The 12945-nt window shown below is 51.3% G+C and carries 9 protein-coding genes and 4 pseudogenes; 11 read left to right on the forward strand and 2 right to left on the reverse strand.

The genetic code is table 11. From position 1 onward, the window contains the following. The first annotated feature begins 207 nt into the window (after window positions 1-207). Both NSMM_RS00060 and ycaC read left to right on the forward strand, forming a co-directional pair. Window positions 208-558: a nuclear transport factor 2 family protein gene (locus NSMM_RS00060; RefSeq protein ID WP_090283393.1), complete on the forward strand. Its 351-nt coding sequence runs from the start codon at window positions 208-210 to the stop codon at window positions 556-558. Window positions 559-633: 75 nt separating this feature from the next. Continuing rightward, window positions 634-1263 (forward strand): isochorismate family cysteine hydrolase YcaC, encoded by a 630-nt coding sequence (gene ycaC, locus NSMM_RS00065; protein ID WP_090283394.1) that lies wholly within the window; start codon window positions 634-636, stop codon window positions 1261-1263. Window positions 1264-1443: 180 nt separating this feature from the next. On the opposite strand, the pseudogene NSMM_RS16260 reads toward ycaC, so the two are convergent. Further along, window positions 1444-1880, reverse strand: a pseudogene (locus tag NSMM_RS16260) (IS6 family transposase); the annotation flags it as partial. A 302-nt stretch (window positions 1881-2182) separates the two neighbouring features. Between NSMM_RS16260 and gltB the strand changes: the two are divergent. The 8 genes and pseudogenes from gltB to NSMM_RS16835 all read left to right on the forward strand — a co-directional run bounded on the left by gltB (window position 2183) and on the right by NSMM_RS16835 (window position 12005). Continuing rightward, complete coding sequence (gltB, locus tag NSMM_RS00075) at window positions 2183-6781, forward strand: glutamate synthase large subunit (protein ID WP_090283398.1); 4599 nt, start codon at window positions 2183-2185, stop codon at window positions 6779-6781. Window positions 6782-6855: 74 nt separating this feature from the next. After that, window positions 6856-8331 (forward strand): glutamate synthase subunit beta, encoded by a 1476-nt coding sequence (locus NSMM_RS00080; protein WP_090283401.1) that lies wholly within the window; start codon window positions 6856-6858, stop codon window positions 8329-8331. Window positions 8332-8663: 332 nt separating this feature from the next. After that, window positions 8664-9631: pseudogene (locus NSMM_RS00085) on the forward strand (IS3 family transposase); the annotation flags it as partial. A 220-nt stretch (window positions 9632-9851) separates the two neighbouring features. After that, window positions 9852-10919, forward strand: a complete 1068-nt coding sequence (locus NSMM_RS00090; protein ID WP_090283403.1) for an IS110 family RNA-guided transposase — start codon at window positions 9852-9854, stop codon at window positions 10917-10919. A 12-nt stretch (window positions 10920-10931) separates the two neighbouring features. Then, window positions 10932-11135, forward strand: a pseudogene (locus NSMM_RS14940) (IS3 family transposase); the annotation flags it as partial. A gap of 31 nt (window positions 11136-11166) precedes the next feature. Further along, the gene (locus NSMM_RS16825; protein ID WP_342671765.1) at window positions 11167-11313 is read left to right on the forward strand and encodes a hypothetical protein; all 147 of its coding nucleotides are present in this window, start codon (window positions 11167-11169) and stop codon (window positions 11311-11313) included. A gap of 99 nt (window positions 11314-11412) precedes the next feature. Next, a complete protein-coding gene (locus NSMM_RS16830) occupies window positions 11413-11619 on the forward strand; it encodes a hypothetical protein (RefSeq protein WP_342671766.1) in 207 nt (68 codons plus the stop codon). Window positions 11620-11837: 218 nt separating this feature from the next. Further along, window positions 11838-12005: a hypothetical protein gene (locus tag NSMM_RS16835; RefSeq protein WP_342671767.1), complete on the forward strand. Its 168-nt coding sequence runs from the start codon at window positions 11838-11840 to the stop codon at window positions 12003-12005. Between the two features lie 174 nt (window positions 12006-12179). Here NSMM_RS16835 and NSMM_RS00105 read toward each other — a convergent pair whose 3' ends face one another. Further along, window positions 12180-12716: a hypothetical protein gene (locus tag NSMM_RS00105; protein WP_090283407.1), complete on the reverse strand. Its 537-nt coding sequence runs from the start codon at window positions 12714-12716 to the stop codon at window positions 12180-12182. Between the two features lie 143 nt (window positions 12717-12859). Here NSMM_RS00105 and NSMM_RS14945 point away from each other — a divergent pair. After that, window positions 12860-12945 (forward strand): annotated as a pseudogene (locus tag NSMM_RS14945) (IS5/IS1182 family transposase); the annotation flags it as partial.

Raw genomic sequence — 12945 nt, forward strand, 5'->3', positions numbered from 1 at the left:
CAGGCAGTAATCTCTTTTTCAGTAAATCGAAGCTTAAATTCCATCAAAACCTCCCGGATGAAAAATATACATCTAGAAAACAACTTTAATTTACCAAAATATGCTTATTTATAACAGCTTATTCTAACGGCTTCCATTAGAAATCAAACCTAATGGGAAATCTGGGATAATTTTGGCAATATAATTTTATTCAAAAAGGAGTAAATAATGGATTTGGAATCAAAGCTTAATGATTTAAATAATATGGTTCTGAACGGCGAAATACTGGAATCCATGGACAAATACTACCACCCAGATTGTGTAGTGATTGAAAAAAATGATGTGGTAGCAAATGGTATACAAGAAGCCAAAGATCGAGAATCATCGGTCTTTGAAGGTGTTGAAGCGTGGCTTAAATCAGAAATCAAATCGACGGCTGTTGGGGATAACGTCACAATGACCGAGTGGCACTTCGAATATAAACACAGGGATTTTGGACACAAAAAATTCGATCAAGTAGCCGTTCAGCATTGGAAAGATGGAAAAATTATCAGTGATCGTTTCTACGCATTGTACTAGTCGACCATTTTCTATATCGATGCACTAATCCTCTTCCCTGAAAATCTTGTTATACCAATCACAAGGAGCATGGAAATGAATAATACTTTTAAATACAACCGACTCTCCAAAGATGATGCGGCTTTATTACTGGTCGATCATCAAGCGGGGCTAATTTCTCTGGTGCAGGATTTCTCACCAAATGAATTCAAAAATAACGTGCTAGCACTAACTGCCTGTGGTAAGTATTTTCAGTTGCCGACAATCTTGACAACCAGTTTCGAGGATGGTCCAAATGGACCACTGGTGCCAGAAATAAAGGAAATATTTCCTGATGCACCATATGTTGCACGTCCTGGTAATATCAATGCCTGGGACAATGAAGATTTCGTCAATGCAATTAAAAAGACAGGTCGCAAGCAACTTATTATTGCTGGGGTAGTCACTGAAGTATGTGTCGCTTTTCCAGCGCTGTCTGCAATCGAAGAAGGCTATGAAGTATTCGTAGTCACTGATGCTTCCGGTACTTTTAATGAAGTAACCCGTGATGCAGCTTGGCTGCGCATGCAAGCGGCCGGAGCACAGATGATGAGTTGGTTCGGTGTAGCTTGTGAGCTGCACCGCGACTGGCGCAACGACGTCGAGGGTTTGGGCTCCTTATTCTCCAAATATATTCCCAACTATCGGAATCTGATGACCAGTTACTCCGCTGTGAATAAAAAATAAAATGGGAGGCAATATGGTGACGCCTGTTCATCAAATTAGCACTGTATCTGAGCGCTATTTTCTGAAAAACTGGTGAAATTCCAACACTGATTGTCATCCACTGGCTACTTTGCATGAAATGTGAAGTAGTTTAGGTAATTTGAAGGCTAAAGTTGCACTTCAAAGTTGAATCCGCCACATATTAATGCTCTCTAAACCCGCGTAGTCGGCACCGCTTTTATCCATGGCAACTTTGTTAGGAAATCCGTTAGTATCGTGCTTGTTTAAAGAAGGCGCTGGTCGCTGACTTATGACGGTGCTCGGAAAGCATAAAATCAATCGTATCGCCAAATTTATCAACGGCGCGATACAAGTAAACTCATTTACCCTTAACTTTGATATAAGTTTCATCCATTCGCCAGGACGCAGCAACGGCGCGTTTAATTTTTTTAGCCGCCAAAGCCAAGGAAGATGAGTAATTGATAACCCATCGATTGAGCGAGGAATGGTCAACTTTAACGCTTCTTTCTTCCATAATGGCTTCAATGTCACGGTAAGAAACACCATAACTTGGCATAGAAGAAAACAGCGTAGAGAATGACGTCTTTTGGAAAGTGAGCGCCTTTAAAACTGATCATCGGATTTTTCAGTTACTCAAATTGCTTAAGTATCACTCACACTGACAAACTGTTGCGACAGAACCGTTTTTTCTTGGACACTATGCCTTCCGCGACAATAAATATATAATCGATCTGGAAACAATGTTGGCCAATGTAACATTGGAGTAGCTTACTCAAAAATCAAAAATTCCGAGGGTTCCGGCTTACAACCCCTTACTAAATTCCCAGAAATATTTGGGTTCTTTCCTCCCGTTCGCTATGATCCACAATTCGGGAATTTGTCCGGCTGGAGCCAACCCAGAACTAGAGCGACTAGAGCGATGACAAAAGGTTATCCGCCCGCACAGGGCCTGTACGATCCACGGTTCGACCATGATTCCTGCGGTGTTGGGTTCATCACCCACATCAAAGGGAAGGATTTTCATTCCATCGTTGATCAGTCCCTGAAGATGCTGGAGAACATGGAACACCGCGGGGCCTGTGGGTGCGAGCCGGATTCTGGGGATGGGGCCGGGATCATGTGCCGGATGCCGGATAAGTTCATCCGGCGGGAGGCCAAGAAGGTTGGTATCGAGCTGCCTCAGCTGGGGCAATATGGGGTGGGAATGGTCTTTCTGCCCAAGGATGTGGCCGCCCGCAAGTTGTGCGAGCAGACGATGGAGAAAATCGCGGTCGATTTCGGGATGGTGGTGTTTGGTTGGCGGGATGTGCCAGTCAACTCCAAGGCGTGCGGGCCGAGTCCGCGCAAGGTGGAGCCGATGATCCGGCAGATCTTTGTCGGGACGGGGGAGAGCTTCTACAACCGACAGGACTTTGACCGGCGTCTGTACTTGGTACGCCAGCGGACGGAAAATACTATCGAGTCCGGTAACTTTCCGCCGCAGTCCGCGGAGGATTTCTATATTTGCTGCCTGTCGGCCAACCGAATAATCTACAAGGGGATGCTGACGGCGGCGCAGGTTCGTCTGTATTTCCCAGATTTGTCGGACCCGGATTTCCTGTCATCCCTGGCGATCGTCCATTCGCGGTTTTCAACTAACACCTTCCCATCCTGGCGGCTGGCGCATCCGTATCGCTACCTTGCCCACAACGGCGAGATCAACACGCTATATGGCAACCGGAACTGGATGCGGGCGCGGTATGGGTCTTTGCAATCGGAAGTGTTCGGGGATGAACTCCAGAAGATGTTTCCAATTCTGACGGAATCCGGCTCGGACTCGGCCACACTGGACAACGCGCTCCAATTTCTATGCGTGAACGGTCGGAGCCTGCCTCATGCGGTGCTGATGCTCATCCCGGAAGCGTGGCTGAATCACGATCAGATGGATGAAGACCTCAAGGCATTTTATGAGTATCACGCCTGCCTGATGGAGCCGTGGGATGGGCCAGCTTCTATTGCCTTTACGAATGGCGCACTCGTCGGAGCGGTGCTGGATCGAAATGGGCTTCGGCCGTCGCGATACTACGTGACGAAGGATGATCTGGTAATCATGGCTAGCGAAGTGGGCGTGTTGCCGATCCCGCCGGAGAGCGTGGCGCGGAAGTGGCGGTTGCAACCAGGCAAGATTTTCCTGATCGACTCCAAGCAGGGGCGGATCATCGATGACAGCGAGATCAAGCGGCAACTCGTGAACAAGCGGCCTTGGAAGAGATGGTTGGAGGAGAATCTGATCGAGCTGGACAGCCTCCCAACCCCAAGTAAGGTGCATCAGCCGGACCATGCGACGCTGATGGTGCGGCAACATGCGTTCGGATACACGAATGAAGACCTGAAGCTGATCATGATGCCGGTGGCCGCCAGCGGGACCGAGGCGGTCGGGTCGATGGGGACGGACACGCCGCTGGCGTGTCTCTCCGAGAAGCCACAGTTACTCTACAACTATTTTAAGCAACTCTTCGCACAGGTGACCAATCCACCATTAGATGCGATGCGAGAGGAACTGGTTACATCAGTATATACCTACATCGGACGCGAAGGAAATCTGTTGGATGAGGCGCCGGATGCAGCGCACTTGATCAAGCTCAAAAGCCCGATCATCAACAACGATGATCTGGAAAAGCTGCGGGAAGTGGCCGTCGGTAAATTACGAGCGGTGACGCTCGAGATGCTCTTCAAGGTCAGCGAAGGCGAAACGGGACTGCAGCGTGCACTAGAAGAATTGATGGAGCGGGCGGCTCGCGCGGTCAAGGAAGGCGCATCTGTCCTAATTCTGTCGGACCGGGGCGTAGATGCCGGAAACGCGCCGATCCCCAGCCTGCTGGCAACTGCGGCAGTGCATCATCACCTGATCCGCGAAGGTACACGCACGCAATGCGGCCTGGTGATCGAAACCGGCGAGGCACGCGAGGCGCATCACTTCTGTCTACTCATTGGATACGGAGCCGGGGCGGTGAATCCGTATCTGTCTTTCGAGACGCTGGCAGATTTAGATAAGAATGGATTTCTCCCCAAGGACCTGAATTTGGAGAATGCACAATACAATTATATCAAAGCGGCTAACAAGGCGATCCTCAAGGTCGCATCGAAGATGGGAATCAGCACGGTGCAGAGCTACCGAGGCGCTCAGATCTTCGAGGCGATCGGTCTTGGCAAGGAGATGATCGACCGGTATTTCACGGGCACAGCGTCGCGCATCAAGGGAGTCAAACTGGAGATCATTGCTCGTGAATCGCTAGAGCGGCATCGCCGCGGATTTCCGCCGATCCAGGTGAATGGGCAGGTGCTGGATACCGGCGGGCTATACCAATGGCGCCGCGACGGCGAATACCACATGTGGAACCCTGAGACGGTGGCCAAACTCCAGGATTCGGTTCGAGTAGGGGTCGAGAAGCCCATCGACGGGTACAAGAAGTTCAAGGAATATACCGCGCTGTTGGACGATGAAGCGCGCAGCCGATGCACTCTGCGCGGATTGCTTAACTTCAAGAAAACGGTCAATCCGATCCCGCTGGAAGAAGTCGAGCCAGCCAAAGAAATCGTCAAGCGATTCGTCACTGGCGCGATGTCGCTCGGATCAATCAGTACCGAAGCCCACGAGAACCTGGCCATCGCCATGAACCGCATTGGCGGCAAGAGCAACACTGGCGAAGGGGGCGAAGACTCGCGGCGTTTCCAGCCCGATCCGCAGCCGGATGCGAACGGAAACGTCATCTTCCGCCGCAGCGCCATCAAGCAGGTGGCGAGCGCACGGTTCGGCGTCACCGCTGAATACCTGGCCAACGCCGATGAATTGCAGATCAAAATGGCCCAGGGCGCCAAGCCCGGCGAGGGTGGGCAATTGCCGGGGCACAAGGTGGATGCGTATATCGGTAAGATCAGGCACTCGACGCCCGGCGTCGGGTTAATTTCGCCACCGCCGCATCATGATATTTATTCGATTGAAGATCTGGCCCAGCTCATCCACGATCTGAAGAACTCCAATCCCAAGGCGCGCGTCAGCGTGAAGTTGGTCAGCGAGGTGGGAGTCGGGACCATCGCGGCCGGCGTCGCCAAGGCCAAGGCGGATCACATTCTGATCTCCGGCGATTCCGGCGGGACGGGCGCTGCACCGCTAACCAGTATCAAGTACGCAGGCATCCCGTGGGAACTGGGACTTGCCGAGACGCAGCAGGTTCTGGTGATGAACAACCTGCGCGGACGCGTGATCGTACAGACGGATGGACAACTCAAGACCGGCCGCGATGTTGTCATCGCAGCACTGCTCGGGGCGGAGGAGTTCGGTTTCTCCACTGGGCCGCTGATTGCCTCCGGGTGCATCATGATGCGGGTCTGTCATTTGAACACCTGTCCGGTCGGCGTGGCGACTCAGGACCCCGAGCTCCGCAAAAAATTCGCAGGCAAGCCGGAGCACGTCATCAATTTTTTCTTCTTCATCGCCGAGGAAGTACGGCAATACATGGCTGAGATGGGGTTCCGAAAGTTTGAAGACATGGTCGGACAGACTCAGTTGCTGGAGTTCATGGATGTCTCGAGTCATTACAAGGCACGGAATCTGGATCTGAGCGTAATCCTACACAAGCCCCAAATCGGTGCGGATGTGGCCGTTCGTTGTGTACAGAAGCAGGAGCACAGGCTGGAGCAGGCACTGGATAACCAGCTCATTAAGCTGGCGGCGCGGGCGATTGAGCGCGGCGAAAAGGTTACAGCCAACCTTGAGATCCAGAACGTCAATCGCACTGTCGGCACGATGCTGTCGAACCAAATCGTCCTAAAATACGGGCACAACGGGCTTCCGGACGACACGATCACATTCAAGTTCACCGGATCGGCGGGGCAGAGCTTCGGGTGCTTTCTTGCTCGCGGCATCACGCTGATGTTGGAAGGGGATAGCAACGACTACCTGGGCAAGGGACTCTCCGGAGGGAAGATTGCCATCTTCCCTCCGGAGAAGGCAACGTTCAAGCCAGAGGAAAACATCATCGCCGGCAACGTCATCTGCTACGGCGCAATCGCAGGCGAAGTCTATATCCGTGGTGTTGTCGGCGAACGCTTCTGTGTCCGCAACTCCGGTGTCCATGCGGTTGTCGAGGGTGTAGGCGATCATGGCTGCGAATACATGACCGGCGGGCGGGTCGTTGTCATTGGCCCAACTGGCCGCAACTTTGCCGCCGGCATGAGCGGCGGGATCGCCTACGTCTACGACGATAACGGTCAGTTCTTGCGCCTGTGCAATACCGAGATGGTGGAACTGGAAAAGCCCGACAAGGATTATGATCGCGAAACGATCAAGATCCTCTTGGAAAACCACCACAAACTGACCGGCTCGACCCGCGCCAAGACGATCCTGGACGATTTAGAGAAGGAGCTTCGCCGGTTCGTCAAGGTGATGCCTACCGGTTACCGCAATGCGCTGGAGACGATGAGCGAGATTGAAGAAGCGGCCAGAAAACTCGGCGAGCGCCAGGCGGGCACAGTGTGAGCTAAAAATTGAAAATTGAAGGCGAAGATGGGATTCTGCATTTTTAACTTTTAATTTTGAAGTGAGAGAGAACAATGGGCAAACCCACAGGTTTCAAGGAATTCAAGCGTGAAACGGCGGCGCGCCGACCGGTCGAATTGCGCATTCTCGACTGGAATGAGGTCTATCTCGACATTGCCGAGGAGAAACTCAAGCTCCAGGGCGCTCGCTGCATGGATTGCGGGATCCCGTTCTGCCATGGCCCCGCCGGATGTCCGTTGGGGAACATCATTCCGGAGTGGAGCGATCTGATCTACAAAGGGCGATGGCACGATGCTATCGAGATGCTGCACAAGACCAACAACTTCCCGGAATTTACCGGGCGCATCTGTCCCGCGCCGTGCGAAGAGGCGTGTGTACTGGGGATTAATGAGAAGCCGGTCACGATCAAGTCGATCGAGCAGAATATTATTGATCACGCGTTTAAGGAAGGGTGGATTAAGCCTTGTCCGCCAGCCATGCGGACGGACAAGAAGGTCGCCGTTGTCGGCTCCGGTCCGGCCGGGCTCGGGTGCGCTGCCCAACTCAACAAAGCGGGGCATCAAGTGACGGTATTCGAGCGTGCCGATCGGATCGGCGGGCTGCTCATGTACGGCATTCCCAACTTCAAGCTCGAAAAGCATATTGTCAACCGCCGCGTGGATCTGATGAAGGCTGAGGGGATCAACTTCGTCACTAGCGCCAACGTCGGCTTCAACATCAAGGTCGCAGACCTGCGCCGCGATTTCGACGCGATCGTCCTCTGTGGCGGATCGACCTTGGCGCGGGATATTGACGTCCCCGGTCGCGATCTGAATGGCATCCACCTAGCCATGACCTATCTGCCGATGCAAAATAAGACCACCCTCGGCAATCGCATCCCCGAGCGGGAATTCATCAACGCCAAGGGTAAGCACGTGATTATCCTTGGCGGCGGCGACACTGGGGCCGACTGCCTCGGCACCGCCATCCGGCAAGGATGCAAGTCCGTCCAGCAATTCGAGCTTCTTCCCAAGCCGCCCACTGTCCGGGTGCAGGACATGCCTTGGCCCTACTGGCCGATGATCTACCGGGTCAGTTCCGCCCACGAAGAAGCCGCCGTCCCCACCGGCCACGACGTCCGTGACTTCGCCATCAATACTAAATCCTTCTCCGGCGAGAACGGCGTCGTCAAAAAACTTCAGGGTATCCGCCTGGAATGGGAAATGCAAGGCTCCCGCCCGGTGAAGATGAAGGAAATCCCCGGCAGCGAGTTCACGCTCGACTGCGACTTGTGCCTGCTGGCCTTGGGCTTCATCAGCCCCGAACCGGAAGGACCGATCTCACAGCTCGGTGTGAAACTCGACCAGCGTGGCAATGTGTTGGTCGATCAAAACTACATGTCCAACATCTCCGGCGTCTTCGCGGCCGGAGATATGCGCCGCGGGCAGTCACTGGTGGTCTGGGCGATCAGCGAAGGAAGACAGGCGGCGGTGGGGGTGGATGAGTTCCTCATGGGACGGAGCGATTTGCCGAAGATGAAGTTGTTTTGAACGGACGTTGGATAAGCACAGGAAGAACGTCGAAATGCCGGAATATTCTGGTACAAGGTGTTTTGTGTTCCGATCGCCGCCGTTTAGAGTGGACGTGATTTCCAGCCACCGAGTGCTTGAGTTGATTGACGCAGATTCCTTCGCGGATTAGAGTTTGAAGAGTATTTCCGCGTAGGACGGTACCGGCCAAGAGGTGGTGGGGAGGAGGAATTCAAGAGCATCTATGTCGCTCCGAAGACCATTTATCGCCGGGACCACTTTGTCGCGGAATGACGTGGTTTACTGAAACCGGACAGTCCAGTTAAGAGAGACTAGCTTAACTGGAGGAAGAAATGGTAGCAAGGAAGCACCACACGAAGGAATTCAAATTAGATGCAATCAGTCTGGTATTGGATCAAGGGTATACAGCGACAGCAGTATCCTGGAATCTGGGAATCAATGCCAGTATGCTAAGAAGATGGATGAGGGAATCTCAGAGAGATGATGCAGGACAAGCCTTTCGCGGTAATGGGAAGCTAACACCGGAACAGGAGGAAATCAGGAAGCTCAAGATCCAGATCAAGCGATTGGAAATGGAGAAACGCATCTTAAAGGAAGCGACGGTCTTTTTCGTGAAAGAAATGAAGTGAAATATTCGTTTATCACCTAAAGGAAAAAAACCTGCCCGGTTGGTTTGATGTGCCAGCTCATGGGTGTCAGTCGTAGCGCCTACTATGATTACGTTCGGTGTACCGATCATTGTTCTGCAGATCCTTGTCATCTGGAAACACTTGAAACAATAAGGGACCTAGCAAAATCCAGTCATCATAGCTATGGCAGTCGCAGAATTGGAAAAGCGCTCAATGCACGGGGTTATCCGATGGGTCGCTGGAAAGCTCGAAGATTGATGCAAGAAGCTGGCGTGCAAGTGAGATACCGAAAAGAATACAAGATAACCCCTGACAGCAATCACAAACAACCGGTATTCGGAAACAAACTGAATCGACAGATTTATGTTGCCAGACCGGATCAAGTTTATGTTTGCGACATTACCTGCATTTGGACTCAGGAAGGCTGGTTGTATCTGGCGGTGGTCATCGATTTGTTCTCCAAAAAGGTGGTTGGCTGGAGTATGAGCTCACGGATGAAAGCAACACTGGTTTGTGATGCATTGCGAATGGCGATCTGGCTACGCCGGCCACCGTCTGGCCTGATCGTGCATTCGGATCGTGGGTCGCAGTATGCCAGCAAAGAATATCGCAATCTACTGAAAGCATACAGTTTTATTGGCAGCATGAGTCGCCTGGGAAATTGTTGGGATACTCAGTTTAATATGGTATGGAATGCCTGACTTGATCTGACCCGTGTTGGGATGGGCGAAGTAGTGCCTTTGCGTTGACCTGTCGATCTGGCCTAGGCATTCCCCGAGCGTTGCCGGGCCCAATACATGTGACCTAATAGGAGCTTTGAATTGCACCGTGAGTGTCCTGTCCGGTAAGTGGGGTTGGTAATGCGCCAATCTTGACTGAGGAGTATAAAATATGGACGGCACATTGATTCAGAATGAAGTTATTCTTGGCGTTGATACCCATTTAGATACACATGTTGGTGTAGTCATTAACCACCAGGGTAAAGTGATAGGTACACTTACCTCCATACCGACTAATAGAGCAGGTTATCTAAAATTGCTAACATGGGCACGTTCTCTCGGAAATATACAACGTGCAGGTGTTGAAGGAACAGGAACATATGGCGCTGGTCTTACCCGCCTATTGCGCGAGGAGGGTATTGAGGTATGGGAAATAAATCGTCCTGATCGTGCTAAGCGTAGACTTCAAGGGAAGTCAGATCCGACTGACGCTGAAAGTGCAGCACGAGCAGTTCTTTCTGGTAACGCAACAGCAGTCCCAAAGTCACAGTCGGGTGTAGCTGAGGCACTGCGTATGTTATCGGTTGTCAGGCGTAGTGCAGTCAAGGCGAGGACACAAACAATAAATCAGCTCAGATCGCTATTAATCAGCGCACTAGATGATATGCGCGAACGGCTCTGGAAAACTAAACCGGAACAGTGCGTAGCGGGCTGCGCGCGACTTCGAAAGGCAGATGGCAGTGTTTTGCTTAAAACATTAACTGCAACACTTTGTTTGTTGGCCAAGCGCTGGTTAATGCTTTCAGCAGAACTAAAAGAACTTGACGCGACGCTTGATCATTTGACGAGTCAGTCGGCGAAACGTCTTCGGAACCAGTTTGGAGTCGGGCCACAAACGGCAGCGGTACTTATTGCTGTAGCAGGAGACAATCCAGAACGTTTGAGGAATGAGGCAGCATTAGCTGCATTATGCGGAGCAAGTCCATTGCAGGCGTCTTCGGGAAAGACTATCCGCCATCGATTAAATCGAGGAGGTGATCGATCTGCAAACAATGCGCTATGGACCATCGCGATGGTACGCATGCGCAGTGATGAGCCGAGAACTCAAACCTATGTGACACGACGTACAGCTCAAGGGATGTCAAATAAGGAAATTCAGCGTTGTCTGAAACGGTACATTATTCGTGAACTGTATCCGCTTATTCTCGCAGATTTGTCAGATGCGGCCACAATTACTTGACATAGGAGCGTCAATGCGGTTGCTGAAAGTTTCTTTGGCAGCCTCAAGCAGGAACGCTGCCAATGGTGGCATTACCAAACCCGCCATGCAGCACAGCAGGACATTTTGCAGTATATCGGCGTGTTTTATAACAACCAAAGACTGCATTCATACCTAAATTACAAAAGCCCAAACCAATACGAAGCAGAAGCAGCAAAATCGATAAAAGCAGCTTAACTGAGGTGTCCAGTTTTACTTGACCACGTCAATGTGCGGCGATCTAATCAGTTGGCCGGTGGGGAGCGTACTGCAGGAGGCACAAAGTTTGGTCGAAGCTGGTGTCAAGGAGTTGCTGATTATTTCCCAAGACACCAGTGCTTACGGGGTGGATATCAAATACCGCACGGGCTTCTAGCAAGGCAGGCCGGTTAGTACTCGTATCACCGAACAAGCGAACGCACTGGGGGAATTCGGTATCTGGGTACGGCTGTACTATGCCTACCTCTATCCGCATGTGGATGAACTGATCCCACTGATGACGGAAGACAAGCTCCTGCATCTGGACATTCCTTTTCAACACGCCAATGAACGCATACTCAAGCTGATGAAACGCTCGGCCAACAGTGAAAACATACTGGCACTGCATTTAGCAGTGGCGCAAAATCAGCCTGGATATTGCCCTGTGCAGCACTTTTATCGTTGGTTTTTCAGGGGAAACTGAGGCCGAATTCAAGGAACTGCTCACTTTTCTGGAAGAAGCGCAGCTGGATCGGGTGGGGGCATTTACCTACGCACGGTCAAAGGTGCGACTGCCAATGTATCACCTGACCCTATTCCTACTGAAATCCAGCAGGAACGATTGGAAAGATTGATGCAACAGCGGAAGTTATCAGCAAACAGCGCCTGGACGCGAAGAAAGGCCGACAGCTCAGAGCACTGATGGACACCGTTGATCAAGAAGGTGCCATTGCCAGAAGCTATGTCGATGCACCGGAAATTGATGGCGTTATTTACATTGATGATGCCTCAACCCTTAAACCGGGTGACTGGGCAGATGTGCGCGTTACCGATACTGACATTCACGACCTGTGGGCAGTGAAAATCTGACGCGAACACAGAGACTCCCGGGTGGCCACTTGCTTCACTACGTTCACAGTCGCAGCCGTGATACGATAACAAAAGAGACCCGCAGATGCTGCGACAAAATTGAGAATAATGACGACTGAGGATACTTCAGGTTACTTTAGCCTGAAGTATCCCGGTCAGCTACTTCAGCGCTTATCAGGCAAAGGAGGAGAGATACGCGCTGTTACGATGACGGGTGCTGAAATATACAATACCTAATTCCAAGGACAATAGCAGCAATGTACCGGGCTCGCTCACCTCGGATGGAGGATTGCCCGGATCTTTTTCGTGCCAGGTGATCAAGCGCTGGTTGTCCGACGGATTATCCGGATTCAGAACATAGAATTCCCAGCCGCTGCTTCTGTAGGTGTTATCGGCAGTAATAACTCCCAGAAACTCGTTGGCTAAATTTCTGGTAGTTCCACTTTCATTTTCAAAGGTATTAGACTTGAATGTGCCATTACTCAGATTCAATGATAATTCGGTTTCAAAGAAAATTTCCCACAGTGATAGTTGAAAAGCAGCATCTTTTTTGGCGCTCCCCAGATCAGAGGCATGATGGTCAAACAACCAGCCTACTTGGGCGAGTTGCAGATTGCTCAGGCCGCCTGAAGCCGTTGCTGAAATGATGTCATAGGTGGCATTCCCATTCGTTTTCAACCAGTGATCAACATCAATACAAAATGCCTGCAAAGTATTATCCCATTTGGCAATATCCGGGCTGTTGATTACGTTAAAGTTAAACTGACCAGCGCGGACGTTATTGTTATTAAAAGTAGGTGTTGGAGATGTTTTAGAACCTGTTCAAAGTCTCCGAGTTATGAGAAGCTTGGGAGATGAGAAGAGATTATCCAAGTGATATCAAGTCGGAGCAATTCGAGGTTATCAGGCCTTTGCTGGAGAGTGCCCGCAAAAGGACAGC

Origin of the sequence: Nitrosomonas mobilis, assembly GCF_900103035.1 — a bacterium.
Classification (GTDB): domain Bacteria; phylum Pseudomonadota; class Gammaproteobacteria; order Burkholderiales; family Nitrosomonadaceae; genus Nitrosomonas; species Nitrosomonas mobilis.

What these genes read in the sequence shown, in the direction of transcription:
- NSMM_RS16835 (WP_342671767.1), top strand. Translation starts at nt 11,838, where the DNA reads ATGGACACCGTTGATCAAGAAGGTGCCATTGCCAGAAGCTATGTCGAT.
- NSMM_RS00090 (WP_090283403.1), top strand. Translation starts at nt 9,852, where the DNA reads ATGGACGGCACATTGATTCAGAATGAAGTTATTCTTGGCGTTGATACC.
- NSMM_RS00060 (WP_090283393.1), top strand. Translation starts at nt 208, where the DNA reads ATGGATTTGGAATCAAAGCTTAATGATTTAAATAATATGGTTCTGAAC.
- ycaC (WP_090283394.1), top strand. Translation starts at nt 634, where the DNA reads ATGAATAATACTTTTAAATACAACCGACTCTCCAAAGATGATGCGGCT.
- gltB (WP_090283398.1), top strand. Translation starts at nt 2,183, where the DNA reads ATGACAAAAGGTTATCCGCCCGCACAGGGCCTGTACGATCCACGGTTC.
- NSMM_RS00080 (WP_090283401.1), top strand. Translation starts at nt 6,856, where the DNA reads ATGGGCAAACCCACAGGTTTCAAGGAATTCAAGCGTGAAACGGCGGCG.
- NSMM_RS16825 (WP_342671765.1), top strand. Translation starts at nt 11,167, where the DNA reads ATGTGCGGCGATCTAATCAGTTGGCCGGTGGGGAGCGTACTGCAGGAG.